The following is a 17,645-nucleotide window of genomic DNA, read 5'->3' on the forward strand; positions in this document are numbered from 1 at the left end:
GTTCTCGGTGGCGAATGGAATAATAAATCACTTTCGTCCAATTAGAGCCAGCTTTCGTGCCGAAAATAGACCAATAAGATACCAGAGACTGCGGCCATCCCCAGCATCGTCGCGGCGTAGCCGTACTTCCATCCAAGTTCGGGCATGTTGAACGCAGAGACGGCGGGGTCGAAGTTCATCCCGAAGATACCGACGACGAGCGTAAGGGGCAGGATGATGGTGGCGACGACTGTGAGCGTCTTCATCACCTCGTTGGTGGACTGTGAGAGCGTGTTGAGGTAGATATCACGCGCACCACGTGCGAGGTCTCTGTAGGTCTCTGTGAGGTCGACGAGTTCGACGAGGTGGTCGTACACGTCGCGGTAGTACTTCTCCGTCACCTCACGAACGAAGTCGGGGTCGCCGCGAGCGAGAACACTGGCGGCCTCGCGGGTCGGCCACACCGTCTTTCGGAACGAGAGCAAGTCGCGTCGAATCTCGTTCAGACCTTCCAAAATCGTCGGGTCCGGTCCGTCGAAGATGGTGTCCTCGATGGCTTCTATCTCCTCTCCAACCTCGTCTAAGAGGTCGAAGTAGTCGTCGACGACTCGGTCGATGACGTGGTAGGCCACGAAGTCGGGGCCGAAGCGGAGAAATCGCGTCTCTCCCGACTCGACGGAGTCCCACACCCGGTCGATTGGGGAGAGGCTCCGACGAGTCAGCGTCACGAGCCAGTCGTCGCCGAAACAGAGTCCGATTGGCCTGGTCAGGACCTCGTCTTCGAACACCTGTTCCCCTGCTCGAAGCGCCGCTTTCCGGAGGATGACGAAGGTGTAGTCGTCGTACATCTCCGTCTTGGGTCGGGCATCGTTGCGGACGTCTTCGACCGTGAGCGGGTGGATTCCGAACGCGTCCGCGACGCGAGCGAAGTCTGCTTCCTCGGTGGCGCGGACCCACGTCGTTCCGTCGGCATCACGCGCCTCCGTCAGTTCGGCTTCGTCGTAGGTGGTCACCCCGCCGTCGTCGTAGACGAGCGCGGAGATCACGTCTGCCCTCCGACGGCCCACAGGGTGATGCCGACCATGACAGCCGTCAACGAGAACGCACGACCCGGATAGGCGACGAGTGTTCCAGCGACGTAGCCGACGACGCCAAGTATCGTCGTGGCGATTCCAGTCGTTCGAAGGCGATTCATAGAACCACGGACCCGTGCCTGCGAGAAAAAGTCTCGCCCGACGACACCTCGGTGACGGGCGGTGTGCGGAACTGCCGAGTAGTTACGCTTCGGACGGATGCTCGATGGAACGCATCAGTTCGAGGATGTTGTCTTCTTCACCATCGAGTTGCTGCGGGTAGACGCCGATGGCGACGATGAAGTCGTCGCCGTCACGGACTTTGGTCACGTGGACGTAGACGTCGACCTGTCTGTCGTTGGCGAACGTCGCTTTGGCGCTGTACTTCGTCACGTTGGCGGTTTCACCGAGAATCTGGACGTTCCGCGAGTTCACCTGTTCGACGTCGGTGAGGCCCCGGTACTGACTCTGGACGAGGCCAATCAACTGGTCGTTGGAGTAGTCGCCGATGGGGTTCAGCGTCTCGCCGGCGACTTCCACTGCTGGCGTCGAGATGACGCTGAACACGCCCAGTTTTGCTTCGAAGAAGCCGAGGTCGATCTTCTTCTCGTACGTCGTGATGTGGTTGCTCGCGACGACCTGGCGCTCTTGGCCGGCGACCGAGAAGGTTCGGTTCACTTCGAGCGTCCGTGTTCCGTTCGTCTCGTAGCCGGCGTTGGACGCGACTGTCGCGTCGGTCGCGGCAGGCTCAGATTCGAACGTCAACGACTCTTCACCGGTGAGCACGCCGAGGCACCCACTCGTGAGAACGAGCGCTGCGAACGCGAACGCAGCGAGTGCGTGTTTGGAGACCATTACTCCGAATGTCCGTCTCTCCGGCTATAAGTTAGGTGGCTTGTTAGTCAGCAAGTCCACGAGATTCGTTCTCGCGGCGGATGACGCGTCCGCTGTAGAGGTAGTACAGCGGGGCGACGAACGGGAGCGCGAACGACGCCCCGAACCAGAGGTGTCGCGAGGCTCCCCAGTCGATGCCCTGACTCCGAAGCGACTTGATGTCTGCGCGGATGAGGCCCGCGTAGAACAGGTGTGTGACCACGTAGACGGTGAACGCCGGTTCCGGGCCGATGAACAGCGAGACGCCGGTGAAGATGACGAACCCAATGGCGTAGATGACGGGTATCACGCCCCGGTACCGGCCGCGTGCTTTGCGCTGTTTCTGTTGGCGCTCGCGCTCGACCTCCCTCCCACGGCGGTACTCGTCGGTGCTCATGTACGCACCGAAGTATCGGCACCGAAAAAGTGGTTCGCTCCGCTGACTCGCCTCACCCGAGGTACTTCACGTCGACGGTGTGGCCCGCTCTCGTCGGGAACTCCACGGTGTCGCGGAGGTGGGACCGAACCGCCGTGCGCCACTCGGTGACTGCGTTCGTGTGGTGTTCGTGATGCGTCTCCAGTTCGTATGGTTCGGGACGCGTGTCGTCGACTTCGGGATACGTCGGGACCGCCTCGTCGAAGAAGACCTCGGGGTCGAGGTGAATCGGCGACGGGTCGACGTAATCAGTCCCTTCTCCACCGGTCAGGTGGATGCGCGCTCGCATGCGTCCGTAAAATGGCGGTGTTACCCGGAGGACGACCGGCCGGTTGGCTCTTCGGTTCGCTTCGAACGCCGAGACGAGGTCGTCGGTTGTCACTGCAATCGAGCGCACGACACTCGGGTCGGACGACCCGTACGTCTCGTTCAATCGCCGGCCCGACGTCGGCCAGTCACCGACGAGGGTCGAAGTTCGCCGCTGCACTCGGGACACGTGGCACGGTACGATGCAGGGCTCACTGTCGTTTGACACTCACGACAAACGTACGATGTCCTCTCCATCGACAAGTGGTAAGGCACTGGTCATGTTAAAACTTACCATGGGTGTTTCCCACATACAACCGCCACAGACGGCACGCTCGCCCGGCGGTCCGTGCCCTTTTACCTGAATGGGACGCAACCCGCCACCATGACAGACGCATGGTTCGCCGACGCGAACCCAGACGACCCCGCGTCCGGGGCACACAGCATCCGCGAGGGGCGTGCCGACGCCCCCGCGGAGTGGCCGGCCGTGGCCGTCGAGAGCGGATTCGCTGCCGACGAGGACGACTACTACGAGAAACTTCGTGAGGCGACACTCGCCGCTGCCAGTGCGGAAGTTGCCGAACGCGAACGCGCCGACGACCTCCAACTCGCACACGCAGTCCGCGCGATGGACGACGCCGAGCGAACTGCGAACGAACTCGCAGAGCGAGTCGTCGAGTGGGCCGGAACGCTGTACGACGACGTTCCCCGTGGCCTCGATGGCGTCCGCGACATCGCTGCCCGCGACCCGACGACGGCCGCCGAAGAGCGCGTGGTCTCCTACGCGACGCGTGCTATCGACCTCCTTGACGAGCGTGACGACCTCCGGACCTTCATCGAAGAACGTGCGCCAGCAGTCGCACCGAACCTCTCGGAGATGGCCGGTCCAGTCCTCACCGCGCGACTCATCTCGCTCGCGGGGAGTCTCGACCGCCTCGCCAAAGCACCGAGCGGGACGGTGCAGGTACTCGGCGCCGAGGACGCCCTGTTCGCCCACCTGAAGGGCCGTGCGACGTCGCCGAAACACGGCGTCATCTTCACCCACGAGTACGTTCGCGGGACGCGTCCGCAGGACCGCGGGTCGGCCGCGCGCGCGTTCGCAGGGAAACTCTCCATCGCGGCCCGTATCGACTACTACTCGGGCGACTACCGTCCCGAGATTCACACCGAACTCGCCGAGCGAATGGCGACGATTCGCGCTCGCGCCGAGGAGGGAGACGAATGAGCGACGACCTCCCTGCCGGCGTCGAACGCCGGACCTTCGATGGACGCGAGCGACTCTCCACACAGGGTGCGCCGGTGTACGGCGAACCAACCGACGCAGACGGATGGCGCGCGTGGGACGCTGGTCGCTCGAAACTCGGCGGAATGCTCGAACTCGGGATGGACACGGGCCTCGTCGGCGGCGAGACGGTCCTCTACCTCGGTGCCGCGGCGGGGACGACAGTCTCGCACGTCGCAGACTTCGCCGGGCCGACGTACGCCGTCGAGTTCGCACCGCGTCCAGTTCGTGACCTCGTGGGCGTGGCCGAGGACCGCGACAATCTCTTCCCACTGCTGAAAGACGCGCGCGACCCAGAATCGTACGCGCACGTCGTCGAATCCGACGTCGATGCGCTCGTGATGGACGTTGCAACCCGCGGACAGGCGACTGTAGCGCTCCGCAACGAACAGTTCTTGGCGGACGACGGCCGCCTCCTCATGGCAGTCAAGGCCCGAAGTGAGGACGTGACTGCCGACCCCGACGACGTGTTCGACGACGTCCTCGCTACCCTCGAATCGGGATACGAAATCCTCGAAACCGCCCGACTGGACCGGTTCCACGCCGACCACCTCGGCATCGTAGCCCGCCCGAAGTGACGGCAGTTGACGCGCTCACCTCGTCGGCGTAGTCGTCAGCGACCTATCACCATCCGCCGTTTCGACCACTCGGAGTCGTGCGACGCGTTCGCCGGGGTCCACTGCGTTTTTAATTAGGGGCATCTTACGCGGTTGCGATGGAACTAGGGTCGGCGGATGCCTTCGACCGAATGGGGACGCTCGGCGTCGAAGAGGAGTTCTATATCGTCGATGCCGACGGTCGCCCCACGTCGGGTATCGACGATTTGGTCTATGGACCGGAACCCCCGGAACCGCTCGTTGGGCGACTCGACCACGAACTGTTCGAGTTCACTATCGAAACACAGACGCCCCTCATCGAGGACCCCTCTGCGGTCGCGGACGCCATCGCGTCGGTTCGTGCGGCACTCGTCGAACACGCAGCAGACCACGGGTATCGCATCGCTGCGGCGGGTCTGCACCCGGCGGCGAAGTGGCGAGAACTCGACCACGCGACGAAACCGCGCTATCAGGCGCAACTCGACCGGATTCAGTACCCACAGCACCGAAATACGACTGCGGGCCTGCACGTCCACGTCGGCGTCGACGACGCCGACAAGGCGGTCTGGATTGCCAACGAACTCCGGTGGTACCTCGCGCCACTCCTCGCCCTCTCGGCGAACTCTCCGTTCTGGAACGGATTCGACACCGGCCTCGCATCTGCGCGGGCCAAGATTTTCGAGAACCTCCCCAACACAGGGATGCCGACGGCGTTCGACGACTTCGAGGACTTCCAGACGTTCGAACGCCGGATGGTCGAGTACGGGTCGATAGACGACCGCGGCGAACTCTGGTACGACGTTCGCCCCCACACGGGCCACGGGACGGTCGAGATTCGAACGCCGGACGGCCAGACCGACCCGCAACGAGTGGCCGACTTCGTCGAGTACGTCCACGCACTCGTCTTGGATCTCGCCGACCGATACGAGTCGGGCGAGGCAGGGCACGAGATTCGACGTGAGATACTCGACGAGAACAAGTGGCGGGCGACGCGCTACGGCCGAGAGGCGAGTTTCATGACGCCCGACGCTGAGAACACCATCGACCTCGAAACGTTCGTCGAAGACGAGTCCGAGCGTCTCGGTGTGGACGGTCTCCGGTCACTCTTCGACGCCGAATCGGGGACCGAAATCCAACGCCGCATCCACGAGGAGTCTGGACTCGACGCGCTGTGTGAGTACCTGACGCTCGACTAGGGACACTCGGGAACGGCCTCTCGAACTACGGGCGCACGAAAACAATAGCGAGACTTGACAGGAAACATTTTTTACCGCCTGTGATTTGTCCTTTTTCGTAGCACAAATGTCTGCGGATCAGAGCACTGAGGGGCAAGTCGAATCGACAGACGAAGAGCACACTGACGGGCCAGCAGACTGCGCCGTCTCCGAATTCGACGATGGGTTGGTGGACCTTCTCGCGTGGATTCTCGACACCGAAACACGAGCGCGCATCTACGTCTTCCTCCGACAGAACCCCTACTCGACGAGCGAAGAGGTCGCCGAAGGGACTGGACTGTACCCGAGTACGGTTCGAGAGGCGCTCGCGGAACTCACCGACGACGAGACGGTCGAACGTCGCAAGCGGAAGAGTTCCGGCGCCGGAAACAACCCGTACGAGTACGTCGCAATCGTACCGAGCGAACTCGTCAAGGGCGTCACGAGTCAGGTTCAATCGCAGTTGAACGCCGTGTTCAACCTGGACCGACGACTCGGCACGGATGGCTCAGACGAGACCGACCCGGTCACCATCACAGTTCGAGAAGAGTGACGACTTCGTTCTGCGTCTCCAGGCGTCCGGGACGTACTCAGTACTAGTCTAACCCGACCCGCTTAAGTCACGGGGCCTCCACCGCGAGAGTATGCACGTCGCGCTGGGCGGGACCTTCGACCCTGTCCACGATGGACATATCGCGCTGTTCGAGCGCGCATTCGAGTTGGGCGACGTCACGGTGGGGCTCACGAGCGACGAACTCGCACCGAAAACCCGGCACGTCGACCGGTACGTCCGTCCCTACGAGACCAGGAAGGCCGACCTCGAAGCGGAGCTACGGCCGCTGGCGGAAGAACACGACCGCGAGTTCGACATTCGTGTTCTCGAAGAACCGACTGGTATCGCGACCGAACCGGGATTCGACATCCTCATCGTCTCACCCGAGACGCAGTCCGGCGGCAACCGAGTCAACCAAATCCGCGAAGACCGCGGGCTGAAACCGCTCGACATCGAAGTCGTCGAGCACGTCCCTGCGGAAGACGGTGACCGCATCTCTTCGACTCGCATCGTGATGGGCGAAATCGACCGTCACGGCAACCTCACACCGAACCGCGAGGGCCGCGGCCGAACCCCACCCGGCACCGAGGAATAATTTTCACGCCGGCGGTCGTACTGTCGCCTATGCGCCACCCGCTCCTCGCGAGTTTCGCGGTTGGTATCCCCGCCGCCCTCCTCGTCGGCATCGCCGTCACCGAAGTTGCCTCTCACTGGATATTCTTCTCGCTCTTCGTCGGAATCCCGGCAGGTATCCTCGCAGGCATCATCGCCATCGCCGCCACCTACGCAGTGCTTACTCGGCAAGGACTCTCGCCGACCGAAACGAGCGACTGACTACCAACTCGGCGGGCGGAAGCCAGCCTCGGTGAGAAGGTCCTTCCAGCGTTGCTGGATACTGAGTCGTGAGACGTCCATGGCATCGGCGACGGCGGACTGCGACCGTTCTTCCCCTGCGATGAGTGCGCCGGCGTAGAGACTCGCGGCGGCCACTGCCTTCTTCGAGCGGTCTTCGTCGGGGAGTTGCGTGAGGAACATGTCCGAGGCGTACGAGCGTGCCTCGCTACCGAGTTCGAGACTGTCGGCGGCGGCGTCGATGCGGGCCAGCCACTCTTCGTTGTCTCGCTGGTCTCGGGCGCTGTACATACTCGGCGTTGTGGGTGGAGGGACATAACCTCCGCGGCGAACGACAACTTGATAGGTTGTTTGTGGTAACGTGGAACTGCGCGCGGGTAGCCAAGTGGCCAAAGGCGCAGCGCTTAGGACGCTGTGGTGTAGACCTTCGCAGGTTCGAACCCTGTCCCGCGCATTTTCTGTCCGAACCATCGCGAACGGAGTGAGCGACAGTGAGGACGAAACTCGTAACACAGGGTTCCGAATCAGGGAGCGACTGAAAGGAGCGACCGTGGTTCGAACCCTATCCCGCGCATGTATCCCGGAACACCGTGAGAGACGTGTCTTCGCACCGCTCCCGAAATTCGTCTCAAACCCTCTCTCCCCACTTTGTTCCCCAATCCCAGATTTCACAACGAATAACGACCCGGATGTATCAGGCACTCTGCTCGACTCACGCCCGAGAATCGCACGCCACACGTCTGACGCGTCACAACCCTTTTTCTCACCCGGTGTGTGTGTCCACCAATGGCGGCGTTATCCGAATTATTAGGCGACATCGTGACAGATGTCGATGGGCTATTCCTCTTCACACCGAGCCACTCGCACTACGAGCGGTTCGCAGAGGCGGATGTTCCGACCATCGTCATCGCTCCCGAGAACACAGTCGACGCCGAGACGTTCGTCGAACTTCCGCTCCAGTTCCAGAACGTCAAAGACCGCATTCGGTTCGGTGTCGAGGGTGCGATGGAACAGAGTCTCGTCGAGGCGGGCGACACCATCGCCTGCAACGTCGGCATCTTCGGCGGTGACCCCGACTCGGTCGTCCGTGTCCGCGTGAAAGAGAACATGCGCTCTGGAATCTACGACCTCTTCGCCAACTCACGGGCCGACCCCGGCGTCATTCGTGACGTGTTCGAGGTTGCCATCGAACTGGGGAAGAAAGGCCAGAAGGGCGAACCAGTCGGTGCGCTGTTCATCGTCGGCGACGCCGGCAAGGTGATGAACAAGTCGCGGCCGCTGTCGTACAACCCCTTCGAGAAGTCGCACGTCTACGTCGGCGACCCCATCGTGAACGTGATGCTCAAGGAGTTCTCGCGACTCGACGGTGCGTTCGTCATCTCCGACTCGGGCAAAATCGTCTCCGCGTACCGCTACCTCGAACCCTCCGCCGAGGGCGTAGACATTCCGAAGGGCCTCGGCGCACGGCACATGGCAGGGGGCGCTATCACCCGCGACACCAACGCCACCGCCATCGTCCTCTCCGAATCTGACGGCCTCGTCCGGGCGTTCAAGGGCGGAAAGATGATTCTCGAAATCGACCCGGAGGACTACTAAGATGATGGGGTCCGCCTCGCCCCTTCCTCTCCAGTCTGTCGGGAGCGTCGTCGAACGACTCGTCCAGACGGTCGGCCTTCGATTTCTCGGCGTCGTCGCCATCCTCGCACTCGGGTTGGTTCTCGCGTACGTCGCTGGGTCGCTCGTCCAACGGCTACTCGTCGGTATCGGCGTCCCCGACGCCATCGAGGGGACCGCCTTCGAGCGGACCGCTCGCGACTTCGATACGTCGACGATAGAGATACTGTCGTGGTTGACCCGGTACTTCGTGCTCGGCCTCGCCCTCTTTGCCGCACTCTCGTTCGTCGGCGTCAACTACGTCGACCGGTTCTGGGCACTCGTCATCGCCATCCTCCCGCAACTGTTCATCGCCATCTTGGTCCTCATCGTGGGCGTCGTCATCGGCGACAAGGTCGAACTCCTCGTCGCCGAGCGATTCCGTGGAGTGAAACTGCCGCAGGTCAACATCCTCCCGTCGCTCGCGAAGTACACCGTCTTCTTCCTCGCCTCGCTCATCGCACTCTCACAGGTCGGGGTCGCAATCGCCGCACTCATCGTCCTCCTCGGTGCTTACCTGTTCGGACTCATCGTCCTCAGTGCAGTCGCGTTCCACGACCTCCTCAAGTCGGGTGCTGCGGGAACCTATCTCCTGTTCACGCAACCGTACAGCATCGGCGACGAGATCGTCGTCGGTGAGGTTCAAGGTGTCGTCCAGGAGTTCGATATGTTCGTCACCTACGTCGAGGCCGAAGAACAGGAGTACATCCTTCCGAACGCACGCGTCTTCGACGAAGGTATCGGACGAGTCCGCTGACCACCGATTAGGCAGACTCGACGCTTCTCCTCTTAGCATTCCGCCATAACAGTTTAGAAGTGGACCAGAGATTGTTTCGTATCGGATTCCCTGAATACGATGACGAGAAATCTCCCCACAATCCACGTTTCAACCCCCTCCACGCGCGCCATCGAGGCCGCTGAGACCCTTCTCAGAGGGTTTCACCATCAGGATATGCGGGAAACGTATCTCGTCGAGTGCGACTTCGACGCGGCGAACACTGCCGCAACACGTGCGACGGAGTACATGTCAAACGCGTTCAAAATCGACTTCCCGGACGCCGACCCAAACCGTGCCGAACGCGCCGGCGAACTGTTCATGCGCGCACTGTTCTTGCAAGACGAAATCGAAAACCGGGCGGCGTTCTACGACTGCCTGTCGCGGCCTGTTCCCGAGGGGACCTTCGTCGACGCTGCCGAGGCAGTACCCGACCTGTCTATCAACGACGACCCTCGGTGGCGCGACGTTCGGATACTCCTCGAATCGGTGTGCGAGGAAATCGACATCAGCACCGAGTACGCGGTCCTGCACGCACGATTCTGGCGCCTTCATGGACAACGCCGCGATGGGTGGCGGTCCATCGCGCGGCGTGCACACCGCATCAAACTCGCACGAATGATTCCGTCAGCGACCGCCGCCGACATCGAAAATCTGGCCGAGTACTTCGTCGCTGGTGTGGAACAGCACGACGACTGGCATCGCAACAGTCCCGAACGCGACATCTCTTCGACGGTCGATATCGTCGCTCGCTATTACCAGCGCGTGTTCGACCTGCGAGGCCACTGACACTTTTTTCGGTCAAACGACCGCTGAAGATAAGTATCCGTGCCGTGATTCTCTCGCAAGACGTCACATGGTGGATACTGACGCTGAACTCTATCGTGAAGCCTTCCGAAGCGCGGATATCCCCATGTTGATTGCAGACACGAACTTCGCATTTCAGGACATCAACGACGCTGGACTGGACTTTCTGGGGTACGAGTACGACGAGATAATCGGCGAACCGGTTGGCCTCATCGCGGGAAACGAAGAGGTGTACTACGAAATCATCGAGCACATGCTCGCGGGAGAGACGTGGTCAGGTGAGTTCGTCGTGCGACGAACGGACGACCGGGTCGTCTACGGCAACGGCTTTGCCACGCCAGTCGTAGTCGGTGGCGACGTCCAGGGGTTCCTCGCGTTCTTCCTCGACACCACGAAACAACGCCAGTACGAGAACGTCTCGGACGTGCTCAGTCGCCTCCTTCGGCACGACCTCCGGAACGAGTTGAACATCATCTACGGCTACACACAACAGGTCGCGAGTCGAATCGACGACGAAGACACACTCGAAGAACTCCACCTCGTACAGGACACCGTCCTCGACATCGTCCACAAATCCGAACGAGCGCGTGACCTCCGTGACTTGCTCGAACGGTCACACGGGCGCTCGAACCGCCCTGTCCGTCTCGACGTCATCTTGCAGAAGAAGATCGTCGACGCCACGATCGAGTACCCCGACGCAGAGTTCGAGTTCGAGAACGTCCCCAAAGTGGAAGTTATCGCCGACGACTTGCTCGGCGAAGCAATCGAGTGCCTCCTCGAAAATGGAGTCACTCACAACGACAAGGAGACACCGAGAGTCGAGATATCTGTCGAACGAGCCGACGGAAACGTCTTCATTCGCGTCGCAGACAACGGACCGGGCGTCCCCGAAGGACAGCGAGACCTCATCTTCGGGCGCGAGGAGTACGACCAACTCCACCACGGGACGGGAATCAGCCTCTTTTTCGCCGACAACGTCATCTCGTCGTACAACGGCGACCTCTGGGTCGAAGACACCGACGACGACGAGGGCGCAGTCTTCTGTCTCTGTCTGGAAGAACGAGTCACCGACGAGTGACGACCGCCCGATGTGTCCTGCGTCGGTCAGTCGGAGTCTGACATCGGCCGCGCCGGGACGCCGGCGACGGTGGTTCCCGGTGGAACGTCACGGGTGACGAGCGAGTTCGCCGCGACCTGCGCGCCGGCACCGATACGAACGCCCGGCAGGATAGTCGCCTTCGCACCAATCATCGCGCCCTCACCGACGACGACTTCGCCGGTTCGATACTCGTCTTGGAGGAACTCGTGGCAGAGGATAACCGAGTCGTACCCGATTATCGCGTGGTCTTCGATGGTGATGAGTTCCGGCCAGAACACGTCTGGCGTCGCTTCGAGTCCCCACGAGACGCCGGTTCCGACGGTCACACCGATTCGTCTGAGCGCCCAGCTTCGAATCCGGAGCGAGGGAGCGATGCGGGCGACGAGGACGAACAGATAGTTGAGCATGACGCGCCAGACCGGTTTTGCGTCTGTCCAGTGCTGGAGCGAGTTTCGCGGCCCGGGTGTCGGGTGGTGGTCGATGCGGTCGTGTCGCGGGGTCGTCTCGTCGGTCACGACACTCGATTAGTCCGGCAGGATAAAAGCGCCCACGCCGTGCGGCGGGGCAGTGGGTCGTCGGTGCGTGGTCGATGGGTCGCCGACTCGTGTCGGTTACTCGCCGCGAATCTCGGCCATGTGGTCGATGCGACGCTGGACGAGCGCTTCGGTGCCGATGTCGTGGCGGATGTGGAACCCGTCACCTGCGTCGGCGAGGGCGTTCTCGGCTATCTGCTCGGCCTGTGAGATGGTCTCTGCGTGGCCGACGACAGCGAACGACCGTGAGGTGGTCGTGTAGAGGCCGTCGTCTCGTGCATCGACGCTCGCGTAGAACAGGAGCGCGCCACTGTCTTCGTCCACATCGACCGTAATCTTCGCTCCGGCTTTGGGGTCCGTCGGGTAGCCTTCGGGGACGGCGTACTTGCAGACGGTCGCTTTCTCGGCGAACTCGAGTTCGGGAAGTGCCTCACCCTCGCGCGCAGCGACGATGACGTCGAGGAACGGCGTTTCGAGGACTGGCAGTGTGTTCATCGCCTCTGGGTCGCCGAAGCGGGCGTTGAACTCGATGACTTTGGGCCCCTCGCTCGTGAGCATGAACTGCCCGTAGAGGATGCCCTTGTAGTCGGGCATCGCCTCGACCACTGCGTCGATGACTTCGACAGCCGCCTCGTAGTCGCCGTCGGCCATGAACGGAAGCGACGGCGTCACGTCGGTGTAACTGCCCATCCCACCGGTGTTCGGGCCTTCGTCGCCCTCGTAGGCACGCTTGTGGTCCTGTACGGCCGGACTGACGCGGAACTCGCCGTTGGCGACGAACGCCTGAATGGTGAACTCCTCGCCGACGAGTCGCTCTTCGAGGACGACGCGTTCGTAGTCGGAGTCACGAAGGTACGCTTTGGCCTCCTCGGGCGTCACCTGGTCGCCGATGACTTTCACGCCCTTTCCACCGGTCAGCCCCGCGGGCTTGACCGCGAGGTCGCCGTCGTACTCGTCGATGTAGTCGCACGCCGACTCCATGTCGTCGAAGGTTGCGAAGTCGGGATTGCCCGGAATGTCGTTTTCGCGCATGAACTGCCGCTGGAACGCCTTGTCCGTCTCGATGCGGGCCTCGGCCTCTTGCGGACCGAACGTGTAGATTCCCGCCGCGTCGAGGGCGTCGGAGACACCCGCCGCCAGACCCGATTCCGGGCCGACGATTGCGAGCGTTGCACCGACGGACTCGGCGTAGTCGACGATGTCGTCTGCTGCCGTCTCGGAGATGGTCTCGAAGTCCTCGGCGAGGTCGGCGATACCGGGATTTCGGTTGCTCGCACAGGCGTACAGGTCACAGTCGGGGGCCAGCGCACGGGCAATCGCGTGCTCACGGCCGCCGCCACCGACGAGAAGGACGGTCTCGCTCATATTCGCATACCCTGCGCACGGGAGTGTAAAGATTGCTCTTCACTCATGGAAAAATAGTCACGTTTGTGTATACATCTGCGCCCAACGAGTGAATCATCGTCTCGAACCACCACGGTCGCAAACGACCGTCTCCACGCCGTTTTAGTTCTCGGAGTGCCCTACTCGAACTATGACCGACCCGGTGGGACGCAACCGACTCGACGAGGAGCAAAGCCCGTACCTCCGCCAGCACGCGGACAACCCGGTCAACTGGCAGCCGTGGGACGAGACGGCGCTCGAAGCGGCCCGCGAGCAGGACAAACCCATCTTCCTCTCTGTCGGCTACTCGGCGTGTCACTGGTGTCACGTCATGGCCGACGAGAGCTTCTCTGACCCCGAAATCGCCGAGGTTCTCAACGAACACTTCGTCCCAGTAAAAGTCGACCGCGAAGAGCGACCGGACCTCGACCGAATCTACCAGACTATCTGCCAACTGGTCACCGGTGGCGGCGGGTGGCCCCTCTCTGTGTGGTTGACCCCGGAAGGGAAACCGTTCTTCGTCGGGACATACTTTCCACCGGAACCACGCCGCGGCGCGCCCGGCTTCCGCGACATCGTCGAGAGTTTCGCGGAGTCGTGGCAAACCGACCGAAACGAGATAGAAAACCGTGCGACGCAGTGGACTCGTGCCATCACCGACCAGTTAGAGGAGACGCCCGACGTTCCCGGTGAGGCACCGGGTTCGGAGGTCCTCGACCAGACAGTACAGGCAGCACTTCGCGCCGCCGACCGCGACCACGGCGGATTCGGCAGTGGCGGCCCCAAATTCCCGCAACCCGGACGTATCGACGCACTCCTCCGTGGGTACGCCATCACCGGTCGCCGCGACGCACTCGACGTGGCGGTCGAAGGACTCGACGCGATGGCGAACGGCGGCCTCCGCGACCACCTCGGCGGCGGATTCCACCGTTACTGCGTCGACCGAGAGTGGACCGTCCCGCACTTCGAAAAGATGCTCTACGACCAGGCGGGACTCGCGCCACGCTACCTCGACGCCTATCGCCTGACCGGAACCGAGGAGTACGCGACTGTCGCTGCCGAGACGTTCGAATTCGTCCGTCGTGAACTCAGCCACGACGACGGCGGCTTTTATTCGACGCTCGACGCCCAGTCCGGCGGCGAGGAAGGAACGTTCTACGTCTGGACGCCCGAGGACGTTCGTGAACTCGTCCCGGAACTCGAAGCAGACCTGTTCTGTGACCGGTACGGCGTCACTCCCGGCGGGAACTTCGAGCACAAGACGACTGTGCTGAACGTCTCGGCGACGACTGCGGACCTCGCCGAAGAGTACGACCTCAGTGAGTCCGAGGTGGAAGAACGCCTCGAAAAAGTCCACAAAGCCCTCTTCGCGGCCCGTGAGGGGCGAGAACACCCCGCCCGTGACGAGAAGATTCTCGCGGGATGGAACGGCCTGATGATTTCGGCGTTCGCACAGGGTGCTGTCGCACTCGAAGACGACTCGCTCGCAGCAGATGCACGCCGCGCCCTCGACTTCGTGCGCGAGAACCTCTGGAACGAAGAGACACAGACACTCTCCCGGCGCGTGATGAACGGCGAAGTCAAAGGCGACGGCTACCTCGAAGACTACGCCTTCCTCGCGCGCGGCGCGTTCGACCTGTATCAGGCGACGGGTGACATCGAACCGCTCGCGTTCGCGCTCGACCTCGCGCGGGCGACGCTTCGAGAGTTCTACGACGACGACGCCGGGACGCTTTACTTCACGCCCGAGAGCGGCGAAGCACTCGTCACACGCCCACAGGAGGCCACAGACCAATCGACGCCTTCCAGTCTCGGTGTCGCCACGTCGCTGTTCTTGGACCTCGAACACGTCGCGCCCGACGCTGGCTTCGGCGAAGCGGCCGACGCCGTCCTCGAAAGCTACGCGAACCGCATCCGAGGGAGTCCGCTCGAACACGTCTCGCTCGCACTCGCTGCCGAGAAAGCGGCGAGCGGCGTCCCCGAACTCACCATCGCAGCAGACGAGATTCCCGACGAGTGGCGCGAGACCCTCGCCTCACGGTACTTCCCGGGACTCGTCGTCTCCCGGCGACCCGGCACCGACGACGAACTCGACGCGTGGCTAGACGAACTTGGACTGGACGAAGCGCCGCCGATTTGGGCTGCCCGCGAGGCGACCGACGGCGAACCGACCGTCTACGCCTGTGAGGGCTTCACCTGTTCGGCGCCGACCCACGACTTAGACGAGGCACTCGCGTGGTTCACGGCGGGCGGCGAAAACGAAGCGTGACGCAGTAGTTAGGAGAGTTGGTCGGCGAGGAAGACGGCAATCGGGACGGCTTCCTCTTCGACGAATCGCGCGACTTCGTCGCCGTCTTTTTCGACGACGACGGTCGGAATGAGTTCGATGTCGTACTCGTCGACGAGTGGGCCAATCTTCGACCCGTCGCCGGCTTTCTCGACTGGGTAGTGTTCGATGTGTTCGTCTGCGACACCGGCGGCGTCGAGTGCGGCGGCGAAGTCGGGGAGTTGTCGACGGCAGTCACCACACCAGTCACCGCCCCAGACCTTGAACGTGTAGTCGGCTGCGCCGAGGGTTGCGACGGCGTCCTCGTAGGACGCGGCGTCCCACGCCGGATTCGGTTGCATCGTTTCGAGCGTCTCTGCTTCGGCCATGCGCCGGTGTAACGCGCGGACTGATTTAACGGGTGCGCTCGCGGCGGCGTTCGCCGCTCACGACGAGCGAGGATGCCGAGTCTCCCAGACAGTGGCCGATTCCACCGACTCCGCCAGTCGTTTACGCACGCACTGAGTACTGCGGGTCGATGGACGACAGTATCCTCGATGCTATCGGGTCGCCGCTGGTCCGTGTCGACTCTCCCGACGGGTCGACCATCGCGGCGAAGATAGAGTCCAAGAACCCCGGCGGGTCGGCGAAAGACCGCCCGGCACTGGCGATGGTCGAGGCGGCCGAAGACGCCGGCGACATCGAACCGGGTGACAAACTCGTCGAACCCACCTCTGGGAACACGGGAATCGGACTCTCGGTCGTCGCCGCAGCGAAAGGGTACGACCTGACGATCGTCATGTCCGAATCGATGTCACCGGAGCGCCGTCAGATTATGCGCGCCTACGGTGCCACCATCGAACTCGTCGAGGGCGACATCTCCGACGCGAAAGACCGGGCCGACGAACTCGAAGAGGAGGAAGGGATGTACCAACTCCGCCAGTTCGAGAACCCAGCGAATCCGAACGCCCACTATCGGACGACTGCAGAGGAGATTCTCGACCAGATTGGTGACCGAGAAATCGACGCGTTCGTCGCCGGTATCGGCACCGGTGGCACCATCTCCGGGAACGGACGACGACTCAAAGAAGAGTTCCCGTCGATGCAGGTCGTGGGCGTCGAACCCGCAGCCAGCGCCGTCCTCTCGGGCGGAGAAGTCGACAACAACGAGTTCCAGGGCATGGGTCCCGGATTCGTCAGTCCGAACCTCGACACTGACCTCATCGACGACGTCGAAGTCGTCGAGTTCGACGACGCCGTCGCGGAGTGCCGCCGACTCGCCCGGGAAGAGGGTATCCTCGTCGGGCAGTCGTCCGGGGCATCACTCCTCGCGGCGAAACGGGTCGCAGAGCGACTCGCAGACCTCAATGCGGCAGAAGGAGAGGAACCGCTCGTCGTCACCGTCTTTTGGGACTCTGGCGAGCGCTACATGTCGACCGGTATGTTCGACGAATAAGCGAGGGCGGACGAACTAGCGGCCGAATTCGTCTTCCGCCACGCGGACGACGACTGTCTCTTCGACGTCTCGCAAGTCGTACGAGGGAACCGACCCGTCGACGCGAGTGACGTACATCGGTTCAACGAGACGCCCGTCTTCGACGCCGTAGATTGCGAGGTGGTCTCCCGTCTCTTCTGGGCGAACTTCGCCATCTCGGACCTGTCGGGCGAGGTCTCGAGAGAGCCATTCGTCTTCGGAGATAGACGGTTGGAGCACGAGAGAGAACGCTGCAAAGCGAACGAGATACCAGTTGAGGTCGTTCAGAAGTGAGACTGCCGCACCGATACTCACCGTATCGACGGCTAGCGAGTTCTCGAACGGTTCGGAGATGTCGTACGTCGAGAGGGCCGCACGCGCGGTGTCTCGCGACAACAACTCGTACTGGAGGTGACTCTCTTCCTTCCCGACGATACAGACCTGCGTCACGTCGAAATGGACGGTTGTGGTTCGGTAAAGCGGTTCCGGTA

23 protein-coding genes and 1 tRNA gene are annotated in these 17,645 nt (G+C 62.3%); 13 read left to right on the forward strand and 11 right to left on the reverse strand.

All coding sequences use genetic code 11. The features are described 5' to 3' along the window. Positions 1-41: 41 nt before the first annotated feature. The 6 genes from corA to GJR98_RS18055 all read right to left on the reverse strand — a co-directional run bounded on the left by corA (position 42) and on the right by GJR98_RS18055 (position 2,925). Positions 42-1,025, reverse strand: coding sequence for a magnesium/cobalt transporter CorA (corA, locus tag GJR98_RS09815; protein ID WP_151137811.1), 984 nt, complete (start codon positions 1,023-1,025; stop codon positions 42-44). After that, positions 1,022-1,174, reverse strand: coding sequence for a hypothetical protein (locus GJR98_RS17485; protein ID WP_191965445.1), 153 nt, complete (start codon positions 1,172-1,174; stop codon positions 1,022-1,024). Before GJR98_RS17485 ends, corA begins: the two co-directional genes overlap by 4 nt. Positions 1,175-1,256: 82 nt before the next feature. Continuing rightward, complete coding sequence (locus tag GJR98_RS09820; protein ID WP_151137812.1) at positions 1,257-1,907, reverse strand: DUF6517 family protein; 651 nt, start codon at positions 1,905-1,907, stop codon at positions 1,257-1,259. Positions 1,908-1,950: 43 nt separating this feature from the next. Further along, positions 1,951-2,322 (reverse strand): hypothetical protein, encoded by a 372-nt coding sequence (locus GJR98_RS09825; RefSeq protein WP_151137815.1) that lies wholly within the window; start codon positions 2,320-2,322, stop codon positions 1,951-1,953. A gap of 52 nt (positions 2,323-2,374) precedes the next feature. Then, the gene (locus GJR98_RS09830) at positions 2,375-2,794 is read right to left on the reverse strand and encodes a hypothetical protein (protein ID WP_151137817.1); all 420 of its coding nucleotides are present in this window, start codon (positions 2,792-2,794) and stop codon (positions 2,375-2,377) included. Next, the gene (locus GJR98_RS18055) at positions 2,791-2,925 is read right to left on the reverse strand and encodes a rubrerythrin-like domain-containing protein (protein ID WP_151137819.1); all 135 of its coding nucleotides are present in this window, start codon (positions 2,923-2,925) and stop codon (positions 2,791-2,793) included. Before GJR98_RS18055 ends, GJR98_RS09830 begins: the two co-directional genes overlap by 4 nt. A 127-nt stretch (positions 2,926-3,052) precedes the next feature. Here GJR98_RS18055 and GJR98_RS09840 point away from each other — a divergent pair, with 127 nt between their 5' ends. The 6 genes from GJR98_RS09840 (at position 3,053) to GJR98_RS09865 (ending at position 7,146) form a co-directional block, all read left to right on the forward strand. Next, positions 3,053-3,892, forward strand: a complete 840-nt coding sequence (locus tag GJR98_RS09840; RefSeq protein WP_151137822.1) for an NOP5/NOP56 family protein — start codon at positions 3,053-3,055, stop codon at positions 3,890-3,892. Next, a complete protein-coding gene (locus tag GJR98_RS09845) occupies positions 3,889-4,527 on the forward strand; it encodes a fibrillarin-like rRNA/tRNA 2'-O-methyltransferase (protein WP_151137825.1) in 639 nt (212 codons plus the stop codon). Before GJR98_RS09840 ends, GJR98_RS09845 begins: the two co-directional genes overlap by 4 nt. Before the next feature lie 137 nt (positions 4,528-4,664). Then, positions 4,665-5,741 (forward strand): glutamate--cysteine ligase, encoded by a 1,077-nt coding sequence (locus tag GJR98_RS09850; RefSeq protein WP_151137827.1) that lies wholly within the window; start codon positions 4,665-4,667, stop codon positions 5,739-5,741. Positions 5,742-5,847: 106 nt separating this feature from the next. Beyond that, positions 5,848-6,312 carry a winged helix-turn-helix domain-containing protein gene (locus tag GJR98_RS09855; RefSeq protein WP_151137830.1) on the forward strand — a complete coding sequence of 155 codons (465 nt, stop codon included), beginning with the start codon at positions 5,848-5,850 and terminating at the stop codon, positions 6,310-6,312. 91 nt (positions 6,313-6,403) lie between these two features. Then, positions 6,404-6,907 (forward strand): phosphopantetheine adenylyltransferase, encoded by a 504-nt coding sequence (locus GJR98_RS09860; RefSeq protein ID WP_151137832.1) that lies wholly within the window; start codon positions 6,404-6,406, stop codon positions 6,905-6,907. A 29-nt stretch (positions 6,908-6,936) separates the two neighbouring features. Continuing rightward, complete coding sequence (locus GJR98_RS09865; protein ID WP_151137835.1) at positions 6,937-7,146, forward strand: hypothetical protein; 210 nt, start codon at positions 6,937-6,939, stop codon at positions 7,144-7,146. Here GJR98_RS09865 and GJR98_RS09870 read toward each other — a convergent pair whose 3' ends face one another. After that, positions 7,147-7,455, reverse strand: coding sequence for a transcription initiation factor IIB family protein (locus GJR98_RS09870; protein WP_151137838.1), 309 nt, complete (start codon positions 7,453-7,455; stop codon positions 7,147-7,149). Between the two features lie 80 nt (positions 7,456-7,535). Here GJR98_RS09870 and GJR98_RS09875 point away from each other — a divergent pair. From GJR98_RS09875 to GJR98_RS09895, 5 genes are all read left to right on the forward strand, one after another. Continuing rightward, positions 7,536-7,618, forward strand: a tRNA-Leu gene (locus tag GJR98_RS09875). Between the two features lie 332 nt (positions 7,619-7,950). After that, entirely contained in the window at positions 7,951-8,760 is an 810-nt protein-coding gene (dacZ, locus tag GJR98_RS09880) for a diadenylate cyclase (RefSeq protein WP_151137840.1), read from the forward strand. Between the two features lies 1 nt (position 8,761). Next, entirely contained in the window at positions 8,762-9,574 is an 813-nt protein-coding gene (locus GJR98_RS09885; RefSeq protein WP_151137843.1) for a mechanosensitive ion channel domain-containing protein, read from the forward strand. 195 nt (positions 9,575-9,769) lie between these two features. Next, a complete protein-coding gene (locus GJR98_RS09890; RefSeq protein ID WP_151137846.1) occupies positions 9,770-10,381 on the forward strand; it encodes a hypothetical protein in 612 nt (203 codons plus the stop codon). Between the two features lie 67 nt (positions 10,382-10,448). Next, the gene (locus GJR98_RS09895; RefSeq protein WP_151137848.1) at positions 10,449-11,477 is read left to right on the forward strand and encodes a sensor histidine kinase; all 1,029 of its coding nucleotides are present in this window, start codon (positions 10,449-10,451) and stop codon (positions 11,475-11,477) included. A gap of 26 nt (positions 11,478-11,503) precedes the next feature. Here the strand turns inward: GJR98_RS09895 and GJR98_RS09900 are convergent, their stop codons facing one another. Together GJR98_RS09900 and purD are read right to left on the reverse strand one after the other, a co-directional pair. After that, on the reverse strand, positions 11,504-12,013 hold the full coding sequence (locus tag GJR98_RS09900) for an acyltransferase (RefSeq protein WP_151137851.1): 510 nt from the start codon (positions 12,011-12,013) through the stop codon (positions 11,504-11,506). 96 nt (positions 12,014-12,109) lie between these two features. Next, complete coding sequence (purD, locus tag GJR98_RS09905) at positions 12,110-13,396, reverse strand: phosphoribosylamine--glycine ligase (RefSeq protein WP_151137853.1); 1,287 nt, start codon at positions 13,394-13,396, stop codon at positions 12,110-12,112. Between the two features lie 169 nt (positions 13,397-13,565). Here purD and GJR98_RS09910 point away from each other — a divergent pair, with 169 nt between their 5' ends. Next, positions 13,566-15,683: a thioredoxin domain-containing protein gene (locus GJR98_RS09910; RefSeq protein WP_151137855.1), complete on the forward strand. Its 2,118-nt coding sequence runs from the start codon at positions 13,566-13,568 to the stop codon at positions 15,681-15,683. Between the two features lie 8 nt (positions 15,684-15,691). On the opposite strand, the gene GJR98_RS09915 is transcribed toward GJR98_RS09910, so the two are convergent. Continuing rightward, entirely contained in the window at positions 15,692-16,069 is a 378-nt protein-coding gene (locus GJR98_RS09915; RefSeq protein ID WP_151137858.1) for a thioredoxin family protein, read from the reverse strand. Between the two features lie 149 nt (positions 16,070-16,218). Here GJR98_RS09915 and GJR98_RS09920 point away from each other — a divergent pair, with 149 nt between their 5' ends. After that, positions 16,219-17,136 carry a PLP-dependent cysteine synthase family protein gene (locus GJR98_RS09920; protein ID WP_151137861.1) on the forward strand — a complete coding sequence of 306 codons (918 nt, stop codon included), beginning with the start codon at positions 16,219-16,221 and terminating at the stop codon, positions 17,134-17,136. Between the two features lie 15 nt (positions 17,137-17,151). On the opposite strand, the gene GJR98_RS09925 is transcribed toward GJR98_RS09920, so the two are convergent. Continuing rightward, a complete protein-coding gene (locus GJR98_RS09925) occupies positions 17,152-17,604 on the reverse strand; it encodes a DUF5804 family protein (protein WP_151137864.1) in 453 nt (150 codons plus the stop codon). Between the last annotated feature and the right edge of the window lie 41 nt (positions 17,605-17,645).

Source organism: Haloferax marinisediminis, assembly GCF_009674585.1.
GTDB lineage: Archaea > Halobacteriota > Halobacteria > Halobacteriales > Haloferacaceae > Haloferax > Haloferax marinisediminis.

What these genes read in the sequence shown, in the direction of transcription:
- GJR98_RS09840 (WP_151137822.1), top strand. Translation starts at nt 3,053, where the DNA reads ATGACAGACGCATGGTTCGCCGACGCGAACCCAGACGACCCCGCGTCC.
- dacZ (WP_151137840.1), top strand. Translation starts at nt 7,951, where the DNA reads ATGGCGGCGTTATCCGAATTATTAGGCGACATCGTGACAGATGTCGAT.
- GJR98_RS09885 (WP_151137843.1), top strand. Translation starts at nt 8,762, where the DNA reads ATGATGGGGTCCGCCTCGCCCCTTCCTCTCCAGTCTGTCGGGAGCGTC.
- GJR98_RS09820 (WP_151137812.1), bottom strand. Translation starts at nt 1,907, where the DNA reads ATGGTCTCCAAACACGCACTCGCTGCGTTCGCGTTCGCAGCGCTCGTT.
- GJR98_RS09870 (WP_151137838.1), bottom strand. Translation starts at nt 7,455, where the DNA reads ATGTACAGCGCCCGAGACCAGCGAGACAACGAAGAGTGGCTGGCCCGC.
- GJR98_RS09910 (WP_151137855.1), top strand. Translation starts at nt 13,566, where the DNA reads ATGACCGACCCGGTGGGACGCAACCGACTCGACGAGGAGCAAAGCCCG.
- purD (WP_151137853.1), bottom strand. Translation starts at nt 13,396, where the DNA reads ATGAGCGAGACCGTCCTTCTCGTCGGTGGCGGCGGCCGTGAGCACGCG.
- GJR98_RS09825 (WP_151137815.1), bottom strand. Translation starts at nt 2,322, where the DNA reads ATGAGCACCGACGAGTACCGCCGTGGGAGGGAGGTCGAGCGCGAGCGC.
- GJR98_RS09850 (WP_151137827.1), top strand. Translation starts at nt 4,665, where the DNA reads ATGGAACTAGGGTCGGCGGATGCCTTCGACCGAATGGGGACGCTCGGC.
- GJR98_RS09860 (WP_151137832.1), top strand. Translation starts at nt 6,404, where the DNA reads ATGCACGTCGCGCTGGGCGGGACCTTCGACCCTGTCCACGATGGACAT.
- GJR98_RS18055 (WP_151137819.1), bottom strand. Translation starts at nt 2,925, where the DNA reads ATGGAGAGGACATCGTACGTTTGTCGTGAGTGTCAAACGACAGTGAGC.
- GJR98_RS09845 (WP_151137825.1), top strand. Translation starts at nt 3,889, where the DNA reads ATGAGCGACGACCTCCCTGCCGGCGTCGAACGCCGGACCTTCGATGGA.
- GJR98_RS09890 (WP_151137846.1), top strand. Translation starts at nt 9,770, where the DNA reads ATGCGGGAAACGTATCTCGTCGAGTGCGACTTCGACGCGGCGAACACT.
- GJR98_RS09855 (WP_151137830.1), top strand. Translation starts at nt 5,848, where the DNA reads ATGTCTGCGGATCAGAGCACTGAGGGGCAAGTCGAATCGACAGACGAA.
- GJR98_RS09895 (WP_151137848.1), top strand. Translation starts at nt 10,449, where the DNA reads ATGGTGGATACTGACGCTGAACTCTATCGTGAAGCCTTCCGAAGCGCG.
- GJR98_RS09915 (WP_151137858.1), bottom strand. Translation starts at nt 16,069, where the DNA reads ATGGCCGAAGCAGAGACGCTCGAAACGATGCAACCGAATCCGGCGTGG.
- GJR98_RS17485 (WP_191965445.1), bottom strand. Translation starts at nt 1,174, where the DNA reads ATGAATCGCCTTCGAACGACTGGAATCGCCACGACGATACTTGGCGTC.
- GJR98_RS09865 (WP_151137835.1), top strand. Translation starts at nt 6,937, where the DNA reads ATGCGCCACCCGCTCCTCGCGAGTTTCGCGGTTGGTATCCCCGCCGCC.
- GJR98_RS09920 (WP_151137861.1), top strand. Translation starts at nt 16,219, where the DNA reads ATGGACGACAGTATCCTCGATGCTATCGGGTCGCCGCTGGTCCGTGTC.